The organism is Serratia sp. TSA_7 (genome assembly GCF_052692135.1).
This window is the reverse complement of sequence record NZ_JBQZFU010000001.1, coordinates 318,292-339,834: the sequence shown is the minus strand read 5'-3', so window position 1 is coordinate 339,834 and position 21,543 is coordinate 318,292. Positions and strand designations below refer to the sequence as shown.

21 protein-coding genes and 1 other annotated feature are annotated in these 21,543 nt (G+C 52.9%); of the genes, 7 read left to right on the top strand and 14 right to left on the bottom strand.

Going from position 1 to position 21,543, the window contains the following annotated elements; genetic code table 11:
• Nucleotides 1-6: 6 nt before the first annotated feature.
• The 3 genes from ACUTQW_RS01710 to gndA all read left to right on the top strand — a co-directional run bounded on the left by ACUTQW_RS01710 (nucleotide 7) and on the right by gndA (nucleotide 3,909).
• Entirely contained in the window at nucleotides 7-1,149 is a 1,143-nt protein-coding gene (locus ACUTQW_RS01710) for a glycosyltransferase family 4 protein (protein ID WP_006324435.1), read from the top strand.
• Nucleotides 1,150-1,177: 28 nt separating this feature from the next.
• Nucleotides 1,178-2,365 (top strand): polysaccharide pyruvyl transferase family protein, encoded by a 1,188-nt coding sequence (locus ACUTQW_RS01705; RefSeq protein ID WP_020438767.1) that lies wholly within the window; start codon nucleotides 1,178-1,180, stop codon nucleotides 2,363-2,365.
• A 137-nt stretch (nucleotides 2,366-2,502) separates the two neighbouring features.
• Nucleotides 2,503-3,909, top strand: coding sequence for an NADP-dependent phosphogluconate dehydrogenase (gene gndA / locus ACUTQW_RS01700; protein ID WP_006324437.1), 1,407 nt, complete (start codon nucleotides 2,503-2,505; stop codon nucleotides 3,907-3,909).
• Nucleotides 3,910-3,971: 62 nt separating this feature from the next.
• On the opposite strand, the gene ACUTQW_RS01695 is transcribed toward gndA, so the two are convergent.
• Nucleotides 3,972-4,784, bottom strand: coding sequence for a polysaccharide pyruvyl transferase family protein (locus ACUTQW_RS01695; protein WP_006324438.1), 813 nt, complete (start codon nucleotides 4,782-4,784; stop codon nucleotides 3,972-3,974).
• 185 nt (nucleotides 4,785-4,969) lie between these two features.
• On the opposite strand from ACUTQW_RS01695, the gene ACUTQW_RS01690 reads away from it, so the two are divergent.
• Nucleotides 4,970-7,180: a glycosyltransferase gene (locus ACUTQW_RS01690; RefSeq protein ID WP_064798762.1), complete on the top strand. Its 2,211-nt coding sequence runs from the start codon at nucleotides 4,970-4,972 to the stop codon at nucleotides 7,178-7,180.
• A 78-nt stretch (nucleotides 7,181-7,258) separates the two neighbouring features.
• Here the strand turns inward: ACUTQW_RS01690 and ACUTQW_RS01685 are convergent, their stop codons facing one another.
• From ACUTQW_RS01685 to hisL, 10 genes are all read right to left on the bottom strand, one after another.
• A complete protein-coding gene (locus ACUTQW_RS01685) occupies nucleotides 7,259-7,912 on the bottom strand; it encodes a hypothetical protein (protein ID WP_006324440.1) in 654 nt (217 codons plus the stop codon).
• A 175-nt stretch (nucleotides 7,913-8,087) separates the two neighbouring features.
• The gene (hisIE, locus tag ACUTQW_RS01680) at nucleotides 8,088-8,702 is read right to left on the bottom strand and encodes a bifunctional phosphoribosyl-AMP cyclohydrolase/phosphoribosyl-ATP diphosphatase HisIE (RefSeq protein ID WP_004942439.1); all 615 of its coding nucleotides are present in this window, start codon (nucleotides 8,700-8,702) and stop codon (nucleotides 8,088-8,090) included.
• On the bottom strand, nucleotides 8,696-9,472 hold the full coding sequence (hisF, locus tag ACUTQW_RS01675) for an imidazole glycerol phosphate synthase subunit HisF (RefSeq protein ID WP_062791475.1): 777 nt from the start codon (nucleotides 9,470-9,472) through the stop codon (nucleotides 8,696-8,698). The genes hisIE and hisF overlap by 7 nt, the downstream gene beginning before the upstream one ends.
• Entirely contained in the window at nucleotides 9,454-10,191 is a 738-nt protein-coding gene (hisA, locus tag ACUTQW_RS01670) for a 1-(5-phosphoribosyl)-5-[(5-phosphoribosylamino)methylideneamino]imidazole-4-carboxamide isomerase (RefSeq protein WP_198640405.1), read from the bottom strand. The genes hisF and hisA overlap by 19 nt, the downstream gene beginning before the upstream one ends.
• A gap of 5 nt (nucleotides 10,192-10,196) precedes the next feature.
• A complete protein-coding gene (hisH, locus tag ACUTQW_RS01665; protein ID WP_006324441.1) occupies nucleotides 10,197-10,787 on the bottom strand; it encodes an imidazole glycerol phosphate synthase subunit HisH in 591 nt (196 codons plus the stop codon).
• The gene (gene hisB / locus ACUTQW_RS01660) at nucleotides 10,787-11,854 is read right to left on the bottom strand and encodes a bifunctional histidinol-phosphatase/imidazoleglycerol-phosphate dehydratase HisB (RefSeq protein WP_020438770.1); all 1,068 of its coding nucleotides are present in this window, start codon (nucleotides 11,852-11,854) and stop codon (nucleotides 10,787-10,789) included. Before hisB ends, hisH begins: the two co-directional genes overlap by 1 nt.
• Complete coding sequence (hisC, locus tag ACUTQW_RS01655) at nucleotides 11,851-12,939, bottom strand: histidinol-phosphate transaminase (RefSeq protein WP_006324443.1); 1,089 nt, start codon at nucleotides 12,937-12,939, stop codon at nucleotides 11,851-11,853. The genes hisB and hisC overlap by 4 nt, the downstream gene beginning before the upstream one ends.
• Nucleotides 12,936-14,243, bottom strand: a complete 1,308-nt coding sequence (gene hisD, locus ACUTQW_RS01650) for a histidinol dehydrogenase (protein WP_020438771.1) — start codon at nucleotides 14,241-14,243, stop codon at nucleotides 12,936-12,938. The genes hisC and hisD overlap by 4 nt, the downstream gene beginning before the upstream one ends.
• A 4-nt stretch (nucleotides 14,244-14,247) precedes the next feature.
• Entirely contained in the window at nucleotides 14,248-15,147 is a 900-nt protein-coding gene (gene hisG, locus ACUTQW_RS01645) for an ATP phosphoribosyltransferase (RefSeq protein WP_004942454.1), read from the bottom strand.
• A 70-nt stretch (nucleotides 15,148-15,217) separates the two neighbouring features.
• Nucleotides 15,218-15,344 (bottom strand) — a sequence feature (His leader region).
• Nucleotides 15,320-15,367, bottom strand: coding sequence for a his operon leader peptide (gene hisL, locus ACUTQW_RS01640; RefSeq protein WP_110605893.1), 48 nt, complete (start codon nucleotides 15,365-15,367; stop codon nucleotides 15,320-15,322). Its footprint overlaps the feature before it by 25 nt.
• Nucleotides 15,368-15,596: 229 nt before the next feature.
• On the opposite strand from hisL, the gene ACUTQW_RS01635 reads away from it, so the two are divergent.
• Nucleotides 15,597-16,421, top strand: a complete 825-nt coding sequence (locus tag ACUTQW_RS01635; RefSeq protein WP_006324445.1) for an SDR family oxidoreductase — start codon at nucleotides 15,597-15,599, stop codon at nucleotides 16,419-16,421.
• Here ACUTQW_RS01635 and ACUTQW_RS01630 read toward each other — a convergent pair.
• Complete coding sequence (locus ACUTQW_RS01630; RefSeq protein WP_006324446.1) at nucleotides 16,414-17,355, bottom strand: LysR family transcriptional regulator; 942 nt, start codon at nucleotides 17,353-17,355, stop codon at nucleotides 16,414-16,416. The two genes, ACUTQW_RS01635 and ACUTQW_RS01630, sit on opposite strands and share 8 nt — an antisense overlap.
• Before the next feature lie 248 nt (nucleotides 17,356-17,603).
• Here ACUTQW_RS01630 and speB point away from each other — a divergent pair, with 248 nt between their 5' ends.
• Nucleotides 17,604-18,536 carry an agmatinase gene (gene speB / locus ACUTQW_RS01625; RefSeq protein WP_037430527.1) on the top strand — a complete coding sequence of 311 codons (933 nt, stop codon included), beginning with the start codon at nucleotides 17,604-17,606 and terminating at the stop codon, nucleotides 18,534-18,536.
• Between the two features lie 71 nt (nucleotides 18,537-18,607).
• Nucleotides 18,608-19,990: a sodium:solute symporter gene (locus ACUTQW_RS01620; protein ID WP_004942463.1), complete on the top strand. Its 1,383-nt coding sequence runs from the start codon at nucleotides 18,608-18,610 to the stop codon at nucleotides 19,988-19,990.
• A gap of 22 nt (nucleotides 19,991-20,012) precedes the next feature.
• Here the strand turns inward: ACUTQW_RS01620 and ACUTQW_RS01615 are convergent, their stop codons facing one another.
• Nucleotides 20,013-20,993, bottom strand: coding sequence for a magnesium and cobalt transport protein CorA (locus tag ACUTQW_RS01615; protein WP_004942465.1), 981 nt, complete (start codon nucleotides 20,991-20,993; stop codon nucleotides 20,013-20,015).
• A 13-nt stretch (nucleotides 20,994-21,006) separates the two neighbouring features.
• Entirely contained in the window at nucleotides 21,007-21,426 is a 420-nt protein-coding gene (locus ACUTQW_RS01610; protein ID WP_004942481.1) for a GNAT family N-acetyltransferase, read from the bottom strand.
• Nucleotides 21,427-21,543 lie beyond the last annotated feature (117 nt).

Here is a 21,543-nt window from a genome sequence, read left to right as displayed (position 1 = left end):
AGTTAAATGAAAAAGATTTGTTATTTTATCAACTCAGACTGGTACTTTGATCTGCACTGGGTTGAACGCGCTTTTGCTGCTAAAGCGGCAGGCTATGAAATACATGTTGTCAGTCACTTTGTAGGCGATGATATCCTGCAAAAACTGACAGAGAAAGGCTTTGTATGTCACAATTCTTCAGTTTCTGAGCAATCCATTAACCCGTTCCACTTTGTCGGTTCACTTTTCAAAGTGTGGCGTTTGCTCAAGAAGATCAACCCTGATGTGCTTCATTGCATCACCATCAAACCTTGTCTGATGGGGGGGTTCTTTGCCCGCTTCTATAACAAACCCATTATCTTGGGCTTTGTCGGGCTGGGACGGGTGTTTATGGAAGATAAATTATCTATGAACATCATTCGTTTGCTCACCTTGCATTCCTACAAGCATATTTTTCAAAATAAAAAATCGTTGCTTGCCTTTGAACACGAGCACGATAGAGATCGTTTGATCGAGCTGACCCAGGTAAATAAGAATCAGACCGTAGTGATTGACGGGGCGGGCATCAACCCGGAAATCTACCACTATTCATTGGAAATAAATCGCGAAAAGCCGATTGTTCTGTTCGCCAGCCGTTTGCTCTGGAGTAAAGGACTGGGCGATCTGGTCGAGGTGAAAAAACGCTTGGCACTTAAAGGCGTTGATTTTGTGCTCAACGTGGCGGGTATTTCCATCGGCGACGATCAGGATGCTATACCTCTGTCGCAGATCGAAGAATGGCATCAGCAGGGTTTGATTAACTGGCTTGGCCGTTGCAGCGATGTGTACAGCTTGATTAAAGCTTCTAATGTGGTTGCGCTTCCATCGACCTATTCCGAAGGTATCCCACGCATCCTCTTGGAGGCTTCGTCAGTCGGGCGTGCCTGCATCGCGTATGACGTTGGTGGTTGCCAAAGTTTGATTATCGACGAATACACCGGCAGCTTGGTTGAGAAACGCAATATCGCTCTGTTGGCGGAAAAACTGGAGCATTTGCTTACCAGCCCCAGTAAAAGAGTCGAGATGGGGGTGCGCGGGAGAAAGCGCATTGAAAACAAGTTCGCCTCGTCTTTAGTCATTGACGACACTCTAAAACTCTATCAAAGGGCTATTTCTGCTGAAGGTTACTAATTTTTGACTGAAATACAGGAGTCTCATTTTGGCTTTTTTCGCAAAGCGATGGACGAAAAGGCACAATAAGGACATTCCCGTTCAGCTCATTGAAACGAAAGTCTTTTATCTAATATCTGCTGCCGGCATGCCAAATTTTGGCGATGATATGCTGACGCGTTATTGGGTGGATTATCTCCAAGAAAGGTTTCCTGGTTGTACTATTTATCTTGATGCGGTTGATTCCGTAGTCGCCTCGGAATTATTTCCAGCTGCCAGATGCGTGGATTATGTCTGGCGTCTGGCACAAGCTCTGGGTGATGAAGGCTCGGTTGAAGAAAAGTTTGCCGATTTTTACAAACTTCCTTTGCGTGAACGTCTTATGGGAAAGATATTTGGTGGCGCGCACAGCATCCATCTTTTGGGCGGCGGGTATATTAATGAGCTGTGGGGTGCGAACGTTCGCCTTATGGAGCTTACGGCCTATTTCGCAAAGAAACACGATTTGGTTTGTTACGCTACCGGCTTAGGATTGCAGCCATTGTCTGCCGACAATGCTAATAAACTTTCGCCCTTTATTCGTCAGTTCGATTACTTTGACGTGCGTGACCGAGCCAGTTTCGAAGTGCTGGAGCCGTTCGATATTCCTGCTTTGAGTTTCACCGGCGATGATTACTTCGCCTTCCCCGATCATCCGATAGGGCGCCTGATCGAGCGCGAACAGCCTACGTTGCACTTATGCATTCATACTGAGCTTTCTGAAAATGGCCTTTTGACGCAGAATTTGTTGGCGATACTTCAGCAGGCGGTTTCCTTATTCAGTAAGCAGTATCCGGATACCGCGATCAGATTTTATGAATTCAGACCAGGTTCCGACGGCGTGTTCTTCCAACAGATAAGGCAGTGTTTTCCGCAGGCTGAGTTCATTCGTTTCGAAGATATTTGGCGCGATGGTCTTCAATTTGCCGTTAATGATTTCTGCATTAGTTCGCGTTTTCACTTTCAAGTCATTGCCGCCAGTTTGGGCGTCGCAGGCATCTCTCTGTCTTGGTCAGATTACTATGATAACAAATTTGCCAGTCTGCAGCCGATGTCTGACTGGCCGATGGCCAGCCCTGAAGTTTCTGCGGATTCAATAGCGCAGTTGCTGGTTGAAAGACGCGCTGATCGCTCTGAAGGATGTGAGAAAATTTACCTGGCGAAGCGGAAATTGTTAGCCAGGCTGTATGATTTTTGAGTGGTTATAGACTGTTGCAAAGCCTATCGCACCAATCACTACCCACGCTGCTCAATCCTGAGTTAACATGTGTGCCACATCACAAAACCTGTTGGCCAAAGTTGTTAACAGGGTCATCCTCAGACAGGAGTTCCTAAATGTCCAAGCAACAAATCGGCGTTGTCGGCATGGCGGTAATGGGCCGCAATCTGGCATTGAACATCGAAAGCCGTGGTTACACCGTTTCTATCTTTAACCGTTCAGGCGACAAGACTGACGAGGTTATCGCTGAGAACCCGGGTAAAAACCTGGCGCCGTTCTACACCGTCGAAGAGTTTGTCGAATCGCTGGAAAAACCACGCCGCATTTTGCTGATGGTAAAAGCGGGTGAAGCGACAGACAAAACCATTGCTTCCCTGACTCCACACCTGGATAAAGGTGACATTCTGATCGACGGTGGTAACACCTATTATCAGGACACCATCCGTCGTAACCGCGAACTGTCTGATCAAGGCTTCAACTTCATCGGTACCGGCGTTTCCGGCGGTGAAGAGGGCGCGTTGAAAGGGCCTTCAATCATGCCTGGCGGCCAGAAAGAAGCTTATGAGCTGGTGGCGCCAATCCTGAAGAAAATCGCTGCGGTTGCCGAAGGCGAGCCTTGCGTGACCTACATCGGAGCTGACGGTGCCGGCCACTACGTGAAGATGGTGCACAACGGCATCGAATACGGCGACATGCAACTGATCGCAGAAGCCTATTCCCTGTTGAAACAGGCGCTGAACCTGAACAACGAAGAGCTGGCTGAGACCTTCTCCGAGTGGAACAAAGGCGAACTGAACAGCTACCTGATCGACATCACCAAAGACATCTTCACCAAGAAAGACGAAGAAGGTAAATACCTGGTTGATGTGATCCTGGATGAAGCGGCCAACAAAGGCACCGGCAAATGGACCAGCCAGAGCTCTCTGGATCTGGGTGAACCGCTGTCTCTGATCACCGAATCCGTTTTCGCACGTTACCTGTCCTCACTGAAAGACCAACGCGTTGCCGCGTCTAAAGTGCTGACCGGTCCTAAAGCTGCGCCAGTCAGCGGCGACAAAGCTGAATTCATCGAGAAAGTGCGCCGTGCGCTGTACCTGGGCAAAATCGTTTCTTACGCGCAGGGCTTCTCTCAGTTGAAAGCGGCTTCTCAGGAAAATAACTGGGATCTGCACTATGGCGATATTGCCAAGATCTTCCGCGCAGGCTGCATCATACGCGCTCAGTTCCTGCAGAAAATCACCGATGCTTACGCAGACAATGCCGACATCGCCAACCTGCTGCTGGCGCCATACTTCAAGCAGATCGCTGACGAATATCAGCAAGCGCTGCGTGATGTGGTGTCCTACGCGGTACAGAACGGTATCCCAACGCCGACTTTCTCCGCAGCTATCGCGTACTACGACAGCTACCGTTCAGCAGTACTGCCTGCCAACCTGATCCAGGCGCAGCGCGACTACTTCGGTGCCCACACTTATAAGCGTATCGACAAAGAAGGTGTATTCCATACCGAATGGATGGAATAATTAACCGAATCTAGTAAAGCCGCCGGGGAAACCCGGCGGTTTCATATAAAATTTTATAAAAATTACGAATTCTTCATAAAGTAAGTCTTGGGATAATAATTCAACAATGAGTTGTCATAAACAGCCTCGTTTTTATAATAAGAGTTAGGATGGAAGTTAACCTCCATACCAAGTAGTGAACCTAAGATGGCAATATGCAACCTGTCGGTATTCACAGTTTTATACTCTTGTAAGAAGCTGATCAGAGAACGCGTTGAGTTTCTGGCAAGATGCACGTTATCCCAAAAGTCACCATTCCAAGTGAGCGATATATCGTAATTATTTTCCCGATGTTCTTTTGTTAATGACTCGGAGTCTGTTCTATAACAGGAAACTGCCTTTTTTTTCGCAACGATTGAAGTTACGTAATTTTCTTTATTAAGATAAAATGCCATATCATGAGTCAATATAATTGATTCATTAGGGAGATAACCTAACTTCAATAATTTCGAATAAGATATTTTTTCCCTACAGCAAATAAATAATGAGTTTTTATTATTTTCAAAAAAATCTTCATACCCATTTATTGTTGATGGAAATATAATTGTTTTTGCAAATTTATGAATGTTGTCTCGTATGAAATCACGACCTTCGGCATAATAACCTTCAATAAGATTTCCGCCACCCCCAAAGAGTAAAATATCTCTTTCGGGTGTGTAATTTTCTGTGGCGTCATAAGGGGAAAAGTTAAAATTATTTCCTTCAAGGAAGTCATACGTCGCAGCAGCTATGACACCATCACCTGCATTTCCTGGATTGGCTTTGTAAATAAAACGATAATTTTCGCAATATGATTTTAACAATAGGGTCAGTGGATTTTCGTTTTTGTGTAACATCTTGTAACTCCGCGTTTCGCAATAACATAATAGTTGAAAGTACTGTGAACACGCTCCTTCGCATAGATAGATAGTATGTACCGTACTGAATTTTTGTTCTCATATCAACAACTATATATTTGTTACTAAATTATAATAAGAATAATTAAATTAGACAATAAATGATTTAAAAGGATTATTTTAGAATGAAGAAAGTTCTTATTGTTACTCCCGACATTGAAGGTCCAATTCGTAATGGGGGAATAGGCACAGCATTTACCTCTCTGGCAGTAAATATGGCCAAGGAGGGATTCGATATCGATGTTCTTTATACCTGCGGAGATTACTCTGAATCAGGTGATAAAAATATTGATTATTGGATTGATGTATACAGTGAGCATAACGTTAATCTTAGGGTTCTTCCTTCATTGAGCGAAGTTAATATTGACGCTCCATATTTTAGAAGGAAAAGCTATACTGTATATGACTGGTTAAAAAATAATGATAAGTATGATGTCGTCATTAGCTGTGAATGGCAGGCTGATTTGTATTATTCGCTCCTGAGTAAGGAGCAGGGGTTGTTCTTTGAAAAAACAACCTTTATCGTTAATACCCATAGTTCGACGCTTTGGGCTGATGAGGGCAATTATCAATTGCCTTACGATCAGAATCACATGGAATTGTATTTCATGGAGCAGAAGGTCGTTGAGATGGCGGATCAGGTTATTAGCCCATCCCAATACCTTTTAGACTGGATGAAAGATAAGAAATGGGTTCTGCCGGAGCGCAGCCAGGTTATCTTTAACTGCGAACCCTTTTCTATACAAGAAGAAGATGATCAGCTTATTCGTCCCCGTAGTAAGAAAAATAATGCCTCTGGGGTGGAGTTGGTTTTCTTCGGTCGTCTTGAAACGCGTAAGGGCCTGGACATTTTTCTGCGCGCTTTACAGAGTTTAAAAGATAATGAACTAGAAAAGGTATCGGCCGTTACGTTTCTAGGAAAAAGTGTGACGTCGGATAACTTTAATTCGATTGAGCATATTCGTGAAAAAACGGATAAGATCAAAGTAAAAGTTAATATTATTACCGACTACGATCGCACCCAGGCTGATGCATATATAAAGAAAGAAAATGTTCTGGTAGTCATTCCCTCGTTGGTGGAGAACTCACCTTATACGGTTTATGAAAGTCTTATTGGTGGTGTCAACTTCATAGCTTCTTCCGTTGGTGGCATCAAAGAGCTAATCCCCGAGGAAAACCATCCTGATATTATCTTTAACCCAACACCTGGTGAACTTTATCTAAAAATAGCCTCTCGACTTGATAACTTGAGCATTGCTTCGCAGCTTTCAGAATCTGTCGAAGAGATTAAAGAAAAATGGGTGGCTAAACTTAAAGAAGATTTTAAGACGCGTGAAATTGCCCCAGGCGTTAATCCTGAGCCATTAGTTACTGTTTGCTTGGTTCATCACGATCGGTGCCATTTACTGCAGCAGGCGATAGCTTCCCTCAAGACACAAACCTATTCGAATTTTGAGGTTATCCTTGTCGACGATGGCAGCGTAAAAGAAGATTCTCATCGTTACCTGAACCTGATTAATAAAGAGTTCACGGATAGAGGCTGGAAGATCATTAAAAGCTCAAATAACTATTTGGGCGCAGCAAGGAATTTGGCTGCAAAACACGCAGCAGGTGAGTACCTGATTTTCATGGATGACGATAACGTCGCCAAACCTGACGAAATTGAGATGTTTGTTAAGGCGGCAATCCACTCCGGTAGCGATGTCTTAACAACGCCAAGCGATCTGATCTACGGTGATGAATTCCCGTCGCCATTTAGAAAAATGAAGGATTGCTGGCTGCCGTTGGGTGCTGACATCAACGTAGCCAGTTTTGCCAATTGCTTTGGCGATGCTAATGCTATGGTAAAAAAGAACGTTTTTGATAGTCTGCACGGATTTACGGAAGATTATGGTATTGGTCATGAAGACTGGGAGTTTTTCTGCCGTGTAGCGTTGGCAGGCTATAAAATGCAGGTTATTCCTGAACCGTTATTCTGGTATCGCGTTGCTAATACGGGCATGCTGATCAGTGGTAATAAATCAAAGAATAATTTCCGCAGCTATCGTCCATTCATGACTCCAGGTAATCAAGTCCAGTATACGATGGGATTGCTACCCTCTTTTATGGACAAGATTAATAAATTGGAACGCGATCTTGCCTTTTACCGGAATAATGGGAATATGGGGGATGCTGGTACCCTCGGCACCATCAATGAAAAGCTGGAGTTTCTTATTTCTCAGCAACGAGATGGTTGGGCACATGATCGCTTCAACGTGTTAATTGACGCAGTCAATAGAAAAAACATATTTTACCGTGCTTTGAGAAAATGTTATCGTATCCTTAAAGGCCGTTGATTTAACGCATGATAAAAAAGCGCCGTTTTTACGGCGCTTTTTTTATGTCTGCATTCCAGTTGCCGAGATATTTAATTATCATATCTCCGAGGGCAGTGCATGCAATATGTTATTTACGATTTTATCCCATCCCGCAACAGAGATGTCATCCGCTTTATTATATTCTGCAAAACGTTCGATGTAAGAAATAAGAACATTTTCGCCTGCATGCTCAATGACGCCATGTTGACTACTGTCATCACTTTGGAAAACCACCAAAATCTTAGCCTTTCCTCTACGATTCAGTTCATTAGCTAGTAGCGCTATTACGTTCATATCAATTTGGTTATTATTCTTCTTAATGACGAAAATCTTTTTATTACTTTTTAGACCATCAAGAAATTTTTTAACAAGATAATTTATTTTATTTTTTTCGATCAGGTATTTTTCTTTTCGCTCATTTTCGGCATCATCAAAAACCCAATTGTTATCAATTTGGCTGCTATAGAGATCGGTATGGAAGATAATACCGTTATCTTTATCAACGAGCATATTGCTCCAGGTGGGCTGCAAATTGTCGAACTGATAGAAATTTACAAAATCACCTGTGACCAGGTTGAGCAGGTCTTGATGATCTTTGATCAATGACCAGCGAAAAAGACTACCATTTTCGAGACCTTTACTTCTCAGGTAGAAACCAAATTCACAGTTGTCACCCAGGCTTTCAAAGCGTTCCAGATCATAATTGTTCATTTTTTAACCCTACTAGATATTGCCCATATGATTCTCCTGTGTTGATTTTAAGTTAAATTCTTGTTTTTACATATGGATTTTATGTTGATTTATGTTGGGTTAATGTTGTTTAATTTCAATTAGATATAAAAAAACACGGACTAAGCCGTGTTTTTTTATTACTTGGAAAATCAGGTTATTTCTGGTGCCGCTCGCGCAGCCGGCCAATCACCTTGCTCAAATCCAGATCCTGATCCTGCAGCAGCACCAGCAGGTGATAAATCAGATCTGAAGCCTCGTTGGTCAACTCTTCACGATCGTTCACCGTGGCGGCCAGCGCGGTCTCCACACCTTCTTCGCCAACTTTCTGCGCAATGCGCTTGGTGCCGCTGGCGTACAGGCTGGCGGTGTAAGAGCTGTCCGGGCTGGCGGTCTTGCGTTCCGCCAACAGTTGCTCCAACTGATACAGAAAACCCCAATCGCTGGCGGCCGGGTGGAAGCAACTGCTGTTGCCCAGGTGGCAGGTTGGGCCAATCGGGTTGGCCAAAATCAACAGCGTATCGTTGTCGCAATCGGGGGTGATACTGACCACGTTCAGGAAATGGCCGGAGCTTTCGCCCTTGGTCCACAGTCGCTGTTTGGTGCGAGAGAAAAAGGTGACCTTGCCGCTCTGTTCGGTGGTGGCCAGCGCTTCCTGGTTCATATAACCGAGCATCAGCACTTCGCCGGACACGGCGTGCTGGACGATAACCGGCAGCAGGCTACCGGTTTTTTCCCAGTCCAGCTGGTTTCTTTGTTGTTCTGTTAACACACGCGAATCTCCACGCCAAGGTCTGCCAGGAACTTTTTCAGTTCGCCGATATTAATGATTTGCTTGTGGAACACCGAAGCGGCCAATGCGCCGTCGACGTCCGCATCGCGGAACGCTTCCAGAAAGTGTTCCATGGTGCCCGCACCGCCGGAGGCAATCAGCGGCACTTTGCACACGTCTCGCACCCGCCGAAGCTGTTCCAGATCGTAACCGTTGCGCACACCGTCCTGATTCATCATGTTCAGCACAATCTCGCCGGCGCCACGTTTTTGCACTTCCTTAACCCAGTCCAGGGTTTCCCACTCTGTGACGCGGGTGCGGCTTTCGTCGCCGGTGTATTGATTAACGTGATACTTGCCGGTGTCGGCTTCGAACCAGGTATCGATCCCTACCACGATGCACTGCACGCCAAAGCGATCCGCCAGCCGGCTAATCAACGTCGGGTCGGCCAGCGCCGGTGAGTTAATGGAAATCTTGTCGGCGCCGAAAGAGAGGATCTGGCTGGCATCTTCCAGGCTTTTAATCCCGCCGGCGACGCAGAAGGGAATATCGATCACCTCCGCCACGCGCGACACCCAGCTCTTGTCTACCACCCGGCCATCGCTGGAGGCGGTAATATCGTAGAACACCAACTCGTCTGCGCCTTCTTGCGCATAGCGTTGCGCCAACGGCACGATATCGCCGATGATCTCATGGTTGCGGAACTGCACGCCTTTCACTACCTGCCCGTCTTTCACATCCAGACAGGGAATTATCCGTTTTGCCAGCATGCGATAGCCTCCTCAACGCTAAATTTACCTTCCAGCAGGGCGCGGCCTACGATGACGCCCTCAACGCCGCTGCCGCGTAACTGGGCGATATCATCCAGGTTGCCGATACCGCCCGATGCCTGGAAGGCGATCTGCGGATAGCGGCGGCTGATTTCCTGATACAGCGCCACGTTAGAGCCGGCCAATGTGCCGTCACGCGAAATGTCGGTGCACAGCACGTGCTTCAGGCCGTAAGGCAGGAACTGCTCGACCACCTGTTCCAGCGTGGTGTCGGAGTTCTCCTGCCAGCCGCTGATCGCCACGTGCTTGGTCCCTTCGGCGTCGATGCGTACATCCAGCGCCAGCACCAGGGCTTCCGCGCCGTAGCGTTCGAACCAACCCTGCACCAGCTGCGGCTGTTTGACCGCCGTGGAACCGATGACGACCCGGGTCGCGCCCGCCTCGAGCAGGGCCGAGACGTCCTGCTCGGTGCGAATACCGCCGCCGACCTGTACCGGTACGTCAACCCCTGCCAGCAGTTTGCGCAGCAGCGGGATCTGGCGCGCCGCCGGATCCTTGGCGCCAGTCAAGTCGACCAGATGCAAGACTTGCGCGCCCTGTTGTTGATAGTCCTGCAGACGTGAGCGCGGATCGTTGCCGTAGTCGCGCTGCTGACCATAATCGCCCTGATGCAAACGCACCACGTTACCGTCGATCAAATCCAAAGCCGGAATAATCATGCTGCCTACATCTCCAGAAAGTTTTTCAACAGTTGCGCGCCGGCCGCTCCAGATCGCTCTGGATGAAACTGCACGCCGAAGAAATTGTCTTTTTGCACGGCGGCGGTGAAGGGCTCGCCGTAGTTCGCCTGGGCGATGGTGCTTGAGCATATCGGCATCGCATAGCTGTGAACGAAGTAAAAGTAGGCACCGTCTTCGATACCGCGGAACAGATGGTGACCTGCCTGCGCGGAAACCTGATTCCAGCCCATGTGCGGCAACGGCAGACCGAAGTCGGTCATCTGCACTACCGGCGTGTCGATAATGCCCAGCGTGTTGATGCCGCCGCTTTCTTCGCTGCTTTTCGCCAGCAACTGCATGCCGAGGCAAATACCCAGCACCGGCTGGGTGCAGGCTTTGATCAGATCAATCAGCTCGCGCTCTTTCAATTGATCCATCGCCGCCTGCGCGGTGCCGACGCCCGGCAGGAACAGCTTGTCGGCGCGCAGCACGATCTCCGGATCACGGCTCACCTCCGGCTGGTAACCCAACCGCTGCACCGCATAGGTGACAGACGAAAGGTTGGCGCAGCCGGTGTCCAGAATCACCACGTTCATCACAGCACTCCTTTCGAACTCGGGAGGGTGTTGCCCTCAACGCGGATCGCCTGGCGCAGCGTGCGGCCAAACACTTTGAACAGGCTTTCGACCCGGTGGTGGTCGTTTTTGCCTTTGGTTTTCAGGTGCAGTGTGCAGCCCATGGTGTATGACAGCGAACGGAAGAAGTGTTCGACCATTTCGGTGCTGAGATCGCCGACGCGCTGATAGTTGAACTCGGCCTTATATTCCAGGTGCGGGCGGCCGGAGATATCCAGCGCGCAGCGCGCCAGGCACTCGTCCATTGGCAACACGAAGCCGAAACGGGCGATGCCGCGCTTGTCGCCCAGCGCTTTGTTCAAGGCTTCGCCGAGCGCCAGACCGGTGTCTTCTACCGTGTGGTGATCGTCGATATACAGGTCGCCTTTCACGTCGATGTCCATGCGGAAGCCGCCGTGGGTGGCGATCTGATCCAGCATGTGGTCGAAGAAGCCGACGCCGGTCTTGATCTTGCTGCCGCCTTCGCGATCCAGCCAAACGTTGACGTCGATCTGCGTTTCTTTGGTGACGCGATTAACCCGCGCGTGGCGGTCACGTTGGGTCAATTGGCGAGTGATCTCTTTCCAGCCCAGCGTGTCGCGCTGATAGCGCAGCCCTTGAATACCCATGTTTTCCGCCAACTGAACGTCGGTCGGGCGATCGCCGATCACATAGCTGTGGGCGGTATCCATCACGCCTGGTTCCAGATAGCCTTTCACCAGCGCGGTCTTCGGCTTGCGGCAGTCGCAGTTGTCTGCCGGCAGATGCGGGCAGATCAGGATATCTTCAAAGTGAACGCCCTGTGAGCTGAGGATCTGCATCATCAGGCCATGTGGCGCATCGAAGGTTTCCTGCGGGAAACTGGCGGTGCCGAGGCCATCCTGATTGGTGATCATCACCAGATGATAACCGGCCTGCTGCAAACTCAGCAGCGAAGGGATCACGTCCGGCTCCAGCGCCAGCTTGTCCAGGCGATCGACCTGGAAGTCTTCCGGCGGTTCAGCAATCAGCGTGCCGTCACGGTCAATAAAGAGGAATTTCTGGCTCACATTGGCTCCTGGCGAGTCTTGGTTGCTCCGGGCAGGGCTGACAGCGCATCGACGACACGCCGACATTCGTCGCGGGTGCCTATGGTGATGCGCAGGCAACCGGACAACCCAGGCTGTTTATTTTGGTCTCTTAAGATAATGCCCTGATCCCATAAGGTTTTAAACACATTACTTGAGGCAGTGAATCGTGCCAGCAGGTAATTGCTGTCGCTGGTGAAAACCTGTTCAACGCAGGCGCAGTTTTCCAGTTCGCGTTGCAGCCAACTGCGGTTGGCCGAGATCTCGGTAACGCGCTGACGCATGGTGCGGATCCCTTCGGTGCTGAGCGCCTGAGCGGCGATGTCGGCCACCGGCGTCGACAGTGGGTAGGGTGCAATCACCTTAAGCAGCAGGGTAATGAGATCTTCATTAGCCAACGTAAAACCACAGCGCAGGCCGGCCAGCGCGAAGGCCTTCGACAGAGTGCGCAGGATCGCCAGGTGCGGGTAGTCTTTTAACCAACCGGCGCAGCTTGCCTGTGGGCAGAATTCGATATAGGCCTCGTCAATTGCGACGATCGCCTTGCCTTTGGCCATCTCCAGCAGCGTGCGCAGGTCGTCGGGATCGATCAGATTGCCGGTCGGGTTGTTCGGGCTGCAGACATAAATCAGTTTCACGTTGTCCAGGCTGTCGGCGATAGCCGGCAAATCCAACTGCCAGTCTTGCCTGGCCGCTACGGTGCGGCGCTCCACGCCGAAGGTTTCGGCGCTGACGGCGTACATGCCGTAGGTCGGCGGGCAGAACAAAATAGCGTCTTTGCCCGGCTCGCAGAACGCACGGATCAGCAGCTCAATGCCTTCATCCGCGCCACGGCTGACCAGCACCTGCTCTTTGTTAACCCCGGCGTAATCGGCGTAGCGCTCGATCACCAGCGCGGGCTGGCACTCCGGGTAACGGTTAAAGGTCTGGGCGGTCAGTTGGAATTCCGGCGCGGTCGGGTATTCGTTGGCATTCAGCCACACGTCGCCGTTGCCGCCCAGGCGGCGTGCCGATTGATAAGGGGTCAGCTCGCGAACGTTGGCGCGTGCCAGATTTTCTATGCTCATGCTTGCTCCTTCAGGGCGGCAACGCGCAGGGTGACGGCGTTTTTGTGGGCAATCAATTGCTCGGCGGTGGCCAGCGTTTCAATGGTGGCCGCCAGATTCATAAAGCCCTGCGGCGTCAGTTCCTGCACCGTCATGCGTTTCTGGAAATCCGCCAGGCCCAGGCTGGAACAGGTGGCGGTATAGCCATAGGTCGGCAATACGTGGTTGGTGCCGGAAGCGTAGTCACCGGCGGACTCCGGCGACCAGTCGCCAAGGAACACCGAACCGGCGCTGGTGATGCTGTCGACCAGCTCTCGGGCGTTACGGGTCTGAATGATCAGGTGTTCCGGGCCATATTGGTTGCTGATGGCAATGCACTCGGCCAAATCTTTGGCGACGATCAGTCGGCTGCTGGCCAGCGCCTGACGGGCGGTTTCGGCGCGCGGCAACTGAGCCAACTGCTGCTCTACCGCAACGGCCACCGCCTGCGCCATGGCCGCGTCCGGGGTCAGCAGGATCACCTGGGAGTCTGGGCCGTGTTCCGCCTGCGACAGCAGGTCAGAGGCGACAAACGCCGGAGTGGCGCCGCTGTCGGCGATCACCAGCACTTCTGAAGGGCCGGCCGGCATATCGATAGCCGCACCGTCCAGCCGTTGGCTGATCTGGCGTTTGGCTTCGGTGACAAAGGCATTGCCCGGTCCGAAGATTTTCGCCACACGCGGCACGGAATCGGTGCCGAACGCCATGGCGGCAATGGCCTGCGCGCCACCCACCTGAAAGACTTCCCGCACGCCGCACAACTGCGCGGCATAGAGAATTTCGTCGGCAATCGGCGGCGGCGAACAGAGCACCACGCGGCGGCAGCCGGCGATGCGCGCCGGGGTTGCCAGCATCAGCACGGTAGAAAACAGCGGTGCGGAACCGCCGGGAATATACAGGCCGACGGAGTCGATCGGGCGGGTTACCTGCTGGCAGCGTACGCCAGGTTGGGTTTCCACATCGACCGGCGGCAGTTGTTGCGCATTGTGGAAGGTTTCCACATTGGCCACCGCCACCGCCATCGCCTGCTTGACCTCGTCACTCAGGCGAGGGCCGGCTGCGGCGATTTGTTCTGCGGTGACGCGCAGCGCGCCAACCTCGGTTTTATCAAATTTGGCGCTGTAATCACGCAGTGCCTGATCACCCTTGGCCTTCACGTTGTCGAGGATTTCGCGCACCGTGCGGGTGATGCTGTCTTCGGCTGCGATCGCCGGGCGCATCAGCAGTTCTGCCCGCTGTTGCTCGCTGCAGTCCGCCCAATTGACGAGGGTATTGAAGGTCGACATGGCGTTACTCCATCATCTTCTCAATTGGCAGCACCAGAATGGAGCTGGCACCGAGCGCTTTCAGCTTCTCCATGGTTTCCCAGAACAGGGTTTCACTGCTGACCATGTGCATCGCCACGCGGTTTTGCGCGCCGGCCAGCGGCAGAATGGTAGGGCGCTCGGCACCCGGCAGCAGCGCGACGATTTCGTCCAGGCGCTCGCTCGGCGCGTGCAGCATGATGTATTTGGATTCACGTGCCTGGATCACGCCCTGAATACGGGTCATCAGGCGATCGATCAACTGTTGTTTCGCCTCCGGCATTTCGCCGTCGCGCTGGATCAGGCAGGCTTTGGAGCGATAAATCACTTCGACTTCACGCAGGCCGTTGGCTTCCAGAGTTGCGCCGGTAGAGACCAGGTCACAGATGGCGTCGGCCAGACCGGCGCGCGGTGCCACTTCGACGGAACCGTTCAGCAGGCAAGATTTGAAGCGCACGCCCTGTTTGTCGAGGTATTGCTTCAGCAGGTGCGGGTAAGAGGTGGCGATGCGGGAGTCTTGCAGGCTTTGCGGGCCGTTGTATTCGCTGTCGAGCGGTGCGGCCAGCGACAGGCGACAGCCGCCGAAGTCCAGGCGGCGCAGGGTGAAGTAACGCGGGTCTTCGCCCTGGGCGCGGCGGGTGAGCAGCTCTTCTTCCAGCACGTTCTCACCGATGATGCCCAGATCAACCACGCCATCCATGACCAGCCCTGGGATATCGTCATCACGCACGCGCAGGATATCAATCGGCATATTCTCGGCGAAGGCAATCAGGCGTTGTTGTTGCAGGTTGATTTTGATCCCGCAACGCGCCAGCAGTTCCTGGGATTCATCACTCAGGCGGCCTGATTTCTGCATTGCTATCCGTAAACGTGTTTTGTCCAGCATGGTAACCTCTGTTTTAATCTGTAATTTTATGAATTTATTGTAAAAATTATTTTTCTGTCTGTCCGGAGCCAAAAAAAAACCCTCGGAAGAAATCTTCCGAGGGCTCTCTCTTGCATTCTGCGCGCCACTGGAAGATTAAAAAACCGTCTCCCAGCACACATCGCCTGAAAGACTAGTCAGGATGATGGTGATGATGGTGGTTGAACTGAATGCGTGTCATGGTGTTTTCTCTGTAAAATGTCGGTACAAACCGAATTGCTAATTAACCTAAACTATCCGCTGTCTGTCGCGCAACCCTTTTTTACAGTCATAAATTTAATTTATTGAAACAGGGTGGGTTATTAGCTAGACACGGTTTTACCTAAGCTTAAGCAGGGTGGATTGTATCACCTCACGGAGTGGCGTAGCCTTAATGGGCAGAGCGCTGCGATCTTCAAGAGAGGAAGATAATGAAAAAGGTAGCCATTATTGGTCTGGGCTGGTTGGGGATGCCGCTGGCCCTGTCGCTGATGAGCCGTGGGTTTGACGTGGTCGGCAGTAAAACTACGCCGGATGGCGTCGAGGCCGCGCGCATGAGCGGGATTGAATGTTATCGGCTGGAAATGACGCCTGATCTGATTTGCGATCCGGACGATCTGGAGCCGTTGCTGAGTGTCGATGCGCTGGTGGTGACGTTGCCCGCTCGCCGTACCGTAGAAGGCAGCGAAAACTACTTCAATGCGGTTCGCATGCTGGTGGACAGCGCGATGGCCTTTGGCGTGTCGCGCATCATTTTTACCAGTTCAACCTCGGTGTATGGCGAAACGGCCGGCACGGTGCGCGAAGATTCGCCGCTGAGGCCGGTGACGCCCTCCGGGTGTGTGCTGGCGGAGCTTGAGCGCTGGCTGCATGAACTGCCTAACACCTCGGTGGATATTTTGCGTCTGGCGGGGCTGGTTGGCGCGGATCGTCACCCTGGCCGTTTCCTGGCCGGCAAAGTAGACGTCAAGGGCGGCTCGCAAGGGGTTAATTTGGTACATCAGGATGATGTGATTGCGGCCATTCAACTGCTGCTGAAGCTGCCGAAAGGCGGCCACGTTTATAATCTGTGCGCGCCGGCCCATCCGACCAAGCGCGAGTTCTACCCTGCGCTGGCGGAGCAGTTGCATCTGGCCCCGCCACAGTTTGCCGCCGAGAGCGAGCAGGGCGGTCGGCTGGTGGACGGCAGCCGCATCTGCAACGAACTGGGGTTTGAGTACCAGTACCCGGATCCGGCACGTATGCCGGTCAACTAATTCGCCTCTCAAACCCCGCTGTCGCGGGGTTTGTTTTTTGCGCTTCCCGCGCCAATTGATTTAAATCCTCCAGCAACGCGCTCAACGCCTCCTTAGGCTGGCCGGGCCGTGTCACCAGGTTTAACGCCGCCTGATATGAGAGCGCTTGCCCACCCAATTGTTTCAATACCCCTTGTTCCACCCAGCGCGCGGCGTAATGGGTCGGCAGGTAGCCGAGATATTCCCCGCTAAGCACCAAATGGGCAACGCTTTCCATATGATGGGCAACCGCGCCGAGGTTTAACGGTGCGACAGGGCACAGCCGTTGCGCCAGCAGATAGCCACGTTTAACCCAGCGCGCATTTTCGATCTGTTCGCGGCTCGGTTGCTCGACGGTAAACAGCGGATGATCGTTGCTGCAATAAATCGCCTGCGTTTCCTGGAGCCACGGCTGATACTGCAATTCATTCAACTGCTGGCCAAAGTACCCGATCCCCAGATCGAGCTGTTGATTCAGCAGCCCCTGTTCGAGTTCGGCGGGGGCGCAAATCCGGCACTGCAACTGAACATCCTGATGCCGGTGCTGAAAATGTTTGATGGCGCGGCTGAACGGATTGCCCGGCAGCGACACCAGGTTATCCACCAGACCGATCTGCAGATCGCCGGTCAGCAACCCATTTAGCGATTGGCTCACCCGGGTAAAGTCGCGTGCCGCGTTGAACAGACTGCGGCAGGCGATCAGTATGCGTTCCCCTTTCGGGGTCAGCATAAAACCGGATCGGCCACGTTGGCACAGGCGAAAACCCAGCCGGGTCTCCAACGTGGCGAGGTGGGTGCTGATGGTCGACTGATTCATCAACAGCGCCTCCTGGGCGGCGCTGACGCCCTGGGCTTCGGCTACGGCGACAAAAACCCGCAGCAGTCTGAGATCGATATCGCTTAGGTTGGTGAGCACCTTTCCCTCCGCAAGAATAGCCGGCAGTTAACCTTCTGATAACATCATCGCAATGGGCATCCAAGGTTGGAAGCCTGCGTTCATATGTCATGGATTTGAAATAAAAATCAATAGTTCAATGTGTTACTGGCATCGGCGTTTTCGATGCTTACATTCCAAAGATGGAATGGTAGCCCTTTCTGGCGGCGGGTAGCCTGTGTTTGTTATCTGAATGTTGGCATTTTCGACGTCTGAGAAAAGGAAAAAACATGTTGAATCAACCCCAGAGCGGTAATGAGATGCCGCGTTTTGCCGGCATCCCCACCATGATGCGCCTGCCCGTAGCCGATGATGCCCAGGGGCTGGCTGCGGCCTTTGTCGGCATTCCTCTCGATATAGGCACCTCGAATCGCAGTGGAACGCGCTACGGGCCACGGCAAATTCGCCAGGAGTCGGTGATGCTCCGTCCCTACAACATGGGCACCGGCGCCGCGCCTTTTGAGCGGCTGCAAGTCGCCGATTTAGGTGATATCGCCATTAATCCTTACAGCCTGGAGGACAGCGTTCGTCGCATTGAGCTGGCCTATAACGGCATTTTGTCCCATGGGTGCGTTCCGCTGACGCTGGGGGGCGATCACACGCTGACGCTGCCGATCCTGCGCGCCGTCGCCCGCCATCATGGCCCGGTTGGGTTAATCCATGTTGACGCCCATTCTGACACCAACGAAGAGATGTTCGGCGAAAAGCTGGCCCACGGCACCACTTTTCGCCGCGCCTATGAAGAAGGGCTGCTGGAGCCGCAACGGGTGGTGCAGATTGGCCTGCGCGGCAGCGGTTATGCGGCGGACGATTTTGATTGGTCGCGGCGGCAGGGGTTCCGTGTGGTGCCTGCGGAAGCCTGCTGGTATCGCTCGCTGGCGCCGTTGATGGCGGAGGTGCGTCAGCAAATGGGCGGTGCTCCGGTTTACCTCAGCTTTGATATCGACGGGCTGGATCCGGCGTTTGCGCCGGGCACCGGGACACCGGAGGTGGGTGGGCTGTCGGTTTGGCAGGGGCTGGAGATCGTCAGGGGATGCCGGGGATTGAATCTGATCGGCGCGGACGTGGTGGAGGTCTCGCCGGCTTATGATCGTTCCGGCAACACGGCTCTGCTGGCGGCAAACCTGCTGTTTGAAATGCTGTGCGTCCTGCCTGAAAGATAAGACGCGGCGAACCCGGACCGGCGGAGCCGTTGCGCCTGAGTTCACATAACAACAAGCATACGGAGTGGCCGATGAATCTCGATCTGCTGGTAGTGGTGTTTTATTTTTTGATGATAGGGGCGGTGGGCTGGTTGGGCGTACGGCGAGCCGCCACCAAAGAGGATTACCTGGTTGCCGGCCGCAATCTGGGGCCGGGGCTGTATCTTGGTACGTTGTCCGCCGTGGTGCTCGGCGGCGCGTCAACCATCGGCAGCGTCAAACTGGGTTACACCTATGGCATCTCCGGCGTGTGGCTGTGCGGCGCGCTGGGGGCGGGCATTGTGGTATTGAGCACGGTGTTGGCCAAACCGCTGCTCCAGTTAAAGCTGTATACCGTCAGCCAGGTGCTGGCGCGCCGCTATCATCCGGCAGCCAGGGTCACCAGCGGTGCCATCATGTTGGCGTATGACCTGATGGTGGCGGTGACCTCGATTATCGCCATCGGCAGCGTGATGCAGGTGATGTTTGATCTGCCTTTTGCCGCGTCAATTCTGCTGGGGGGCGGTTTGGTGGTGCTCTATTCTACACTGGGCGGCATGTGGTCACTGACGCTCACCGATATCATCCAGTTTATCATCATGACCGTCGGCATGATGCTGGTGCTGATGCCGATGAGTATCGTCAAGGCCGGCGGCTGGGAAGCCTTCGGCAACCTGTTGCCGGCCGGTTATTATCAGTTGTCGTCCATCGGACTGGACACCATATTGGTGTTTTTCCTGATCTACTTCTTTGGCATCCTGATTGGTCAGGATATCTGGCAGCGGGTATTTACCGCCCGCAGTGCCAATGTCGCGCGCTATGCCGGCCTGGGAGCCGGGGTCTACTGTGTGCTGTATGGCGTCACAGGTGCGCTGATCGGCATGGCGGGCAAAATTGTCCTGCCGCAGTTGGCCAACACCGACGGCGCCTTTGCCGCCATCGCTCAGGCGGTATTACCGGCAGGCGTTAGCGGGCTGGTGGCCGCCGCCGCCCTGGCTGCGCTGATGTCAACCGCCAGCGCATGCCTGCTGGCTTCTTCCACCATCGCGCTGGAAGACGTGTTGCCGGCGATCCGCAAGCGGCCTTCGGGCGGGCTGGCGGCCGGACGATTGACCACCCTGATCATGGGCGTGATTATGCTGGGGCTGGCGTTTCTGGTAAGGGATGTCATGGCGGCACTGACGCTGGCTTATAATTTGCTGGTGGGCGGCATGCTGATCCCGCTGGTCGGGGCGATTTTCTGGCAGCGAGCCACCAGCACCGGCGCTATCGCGAGCATGTTGGCCGGTAGCCTGTGTGTGTTGGGGCTGATGTATTATCACGGCATCGAGGCCAACAGCCCGATCTACGGTGGGCTGCTGGCGGGCGGTGTAGCCTTTGTGCTTGGCAGCCTGTTGACCCGGCAAAACCCGCAACCGCAGGTACTGTCTGAGTAATTTGGCAAAACGGGGTTGCCGTTTACAACCAGCCGGACTTCTTCAGTTTCTGATACAGGAAGAAACAACCGGCGACGGTCACCCCGAGGGTGGCGTGGTAGGCCCAGGGGAATTTCAGCTCGGGCATGTCGGCAAAGTTCATGCCGTACAGGCTGAAAACCACGGTCGGGATCGCCAGGATCGCCCCCCAGCCCGCCAGCCGTTTCACCACTTCGTTCTGTTTAACGGTGACCAGCGCCAGGTTCACGTGCATCGCATTGGTCAGCATTTCGCGCATGTCGTCGATGTTGCTGACCACCTGGCGTGCATGATCCTGAACGTCCCGCACGTAGGCACGCAGTTCCTTCGGAATCACCTCTTCATGCAGGCGAATGAGTTGATTACAGATTTCGTCCATCGGCCACGCGGCATTGCGCAGCGCCAGCAGGTGCCGCCGCAGGGTATAGACGTTCTCGATGGCGGCTTGATCAAACTCCGATTTGAACATGTTGGCTTCGATGCCTTCGATGCTCGCCTCGAATTTGGCCACTACGGTGCGGTAGTTATCCACCACAAAGTCCAGCACCGAATACAGTGCAAAGCCGGGTCCGTGGCACAGCTGCTTCTGGTTTTCCTCCGCTTTGGCTCTGATCGGTGCATAGCTGGGTGACGCGCCGTGGCGCACCGTGACCAAAAAGTTTTTGCCCACGAAGAAGTGGGTTTCACCGTACTCGACTTCGTTGTCGCCCCACTGCGCGGTTTTGACCACGATAAACAGCGAATCGCCGTAGGCTTCGAGCTTGGGCCGTTGGTGGGCGCACAGCGCATCCTCAATCGCCAGATCGTGCAGGCCGAACTCTTCCTGCACCTTGCGCATAAAGGCGTCCTCCGGCTGCCAAAGCCCGAGCCAGACGAAGGTATCCGGCTGCTTGACCACGTCGCTGATGTCATCAATGGTCACTTCACCCAGCCGTTTACCGGCTTTGTACGCCACGCTGTTCACAACCATGGTTGCGGTTTCCATCAGGCCACCTGTTTTATTCAATTAGGGTTTTAGTGAGCAAGTAACATTCATGCTCCACCGGGTAATTCTTTAGCGTCATTTGGAGTTGGTAGCCAAGTTTCTCGTAGAACGGCCGAGCCTGGAAACTGAAGGTATCTAAACGAACGTAACGACAGCCACGGGCGATAGCTTCCTGTTCGGCGGCCAGCAGCACTTTACGGCCCAGCCCGGTGCCACGCTGCGAATCCGCCACCCATAGCCAGTCGACGCTGAGCCAGTAGCCCCAGGTCTCTGCGGTCAGCCCGGCGACAACCTGACCGGAAGCATCCCGGGTATAGACGCCAAGCGGTTTACGCTGGCTGGCATCAATGTACGGGCTGTTATGGGCCCTCAGACCTTGTCGGATGGCGTCAAGGGTGTCTTCACTGAGTGTATCGGTTACGGTGATATCCATGTTTTCTCCTGAGTAATTCGTTAACTTAAGCTCAGTTTGGCTAAAATTCAACATATTGAAATTTAAAACAAACGTCGGAATCGGCCTGCTGGGCTACACTGAATGGGTCGGTTTTTG

Bases quoted from the DNA above. Each gene is read 5' to 3' on its own strand.
- ACUTQW_RS01710 (WP_006324435.1), top strand. From the start codon at position 7: ATGAAAAAGATTTGTTATTTTATCAACTCAGACTGGTACTTTGATCTG.
- gndA (WP_006324437.1), top strand. From the start codon at position 2,503: ATGTCCAAGCAACAAATCGGCGTTGTCGGCATGGCGGTAATGGGCCGC.
- ACUTQW_RS01695 (WP_006324438.1), bottom strand. From the start codon at position 4,784: ATGTTACACAAAAACGAAAATCCACTGACCCTATTGTTAAAATCATAT.
- ACUTQW_RS01690 (WP_064798762.1), top strand. From the start codon at position 4,970: ATGAAGAAAGTTCTTATTGTTACTCCCGACATTGAAGGTCCAATTCGT.
- ACUTQW_RS01685 (WP_006324440.1), bottom strand. From the start codon at position 7,912: ATGAACAATTATGATCTGGAACGCTTTGAAAGCCTGGGTGACAACTGT.
- hisF (WP_062791475.1), bottom strand. From the start codon at position 9,472: ATGCTGGCAAAACGGATAATTCCCTGTCTGGATGTGAAAGACGGGCAG.
- hisA (WP_198640405.1), bottom strand. From the start codon at position 10,191: ATGATTATTCCGGCTTTGGATTTGATCGACGGTAACGTGGTGCGTTTG.
- hisH (WP_006324441.1), bottom strand. From the start codon at position 10,787: ATGAACGTGGTGATTCTGGACACCGGCTGCGCCAACCTTTCGTCTGTC.
- hisC (WP_006324443.1), bottom strand. From the start codon at position 12,939: ATGAGCATAGAAAATCTGGCACGCGCCAACGTTCGCGAGCTGACCCCT.
- hisD (WP_020438771.1), bottom strand. From the start codon at position 14,243: ATGTCGACCTTCAATACCCTCGTCAATTGGGCGGACTGCAGCGAGCAA.
- hisG (WP_004942454.1), bottom strand. From the start codon at position 15,147: ATGCTGGACAAAACACGTTTACGGATAGCAATGCAGAAATCAGGCCGC.
- ACUTQW_RS01635 (WP_006324445.1), top strand. From the start codon at position 15,597: ATGAAAAAGGTAGCCATTATTGGTCTGGGCTGGTTGGGGATGCCGCTG.
- speB (WP_037430527.1), top strand. From the start codon at position 17,604: ATGTTGAATCAACCCCAGAGCGGTAATGAGATGCCGCGTTTTGCCGGC.
- ACUTQW_RS01620 (WP_004942463.1), top strand. From the start codon at position 18,608: ATGAATCTCGATCTGCTGGTAGTGGTGTTTTATTTTTTGATGATAGGG.
- ACUTQW_RS01615 (WP_004942465.1), bottom strand. From the start codon at position 20,993: ATGGAAACCGCAACCATGGTTGTGAACAGCGTGGCGTACAAAGCCGGT.
- ACUTQW_RS01610 (WP_004942481.1), bottom strand. From the start codon at position 21,426: ATGGATATCACCGTAACCGATACACTCAGTGAAGACACCCTTGACGCC.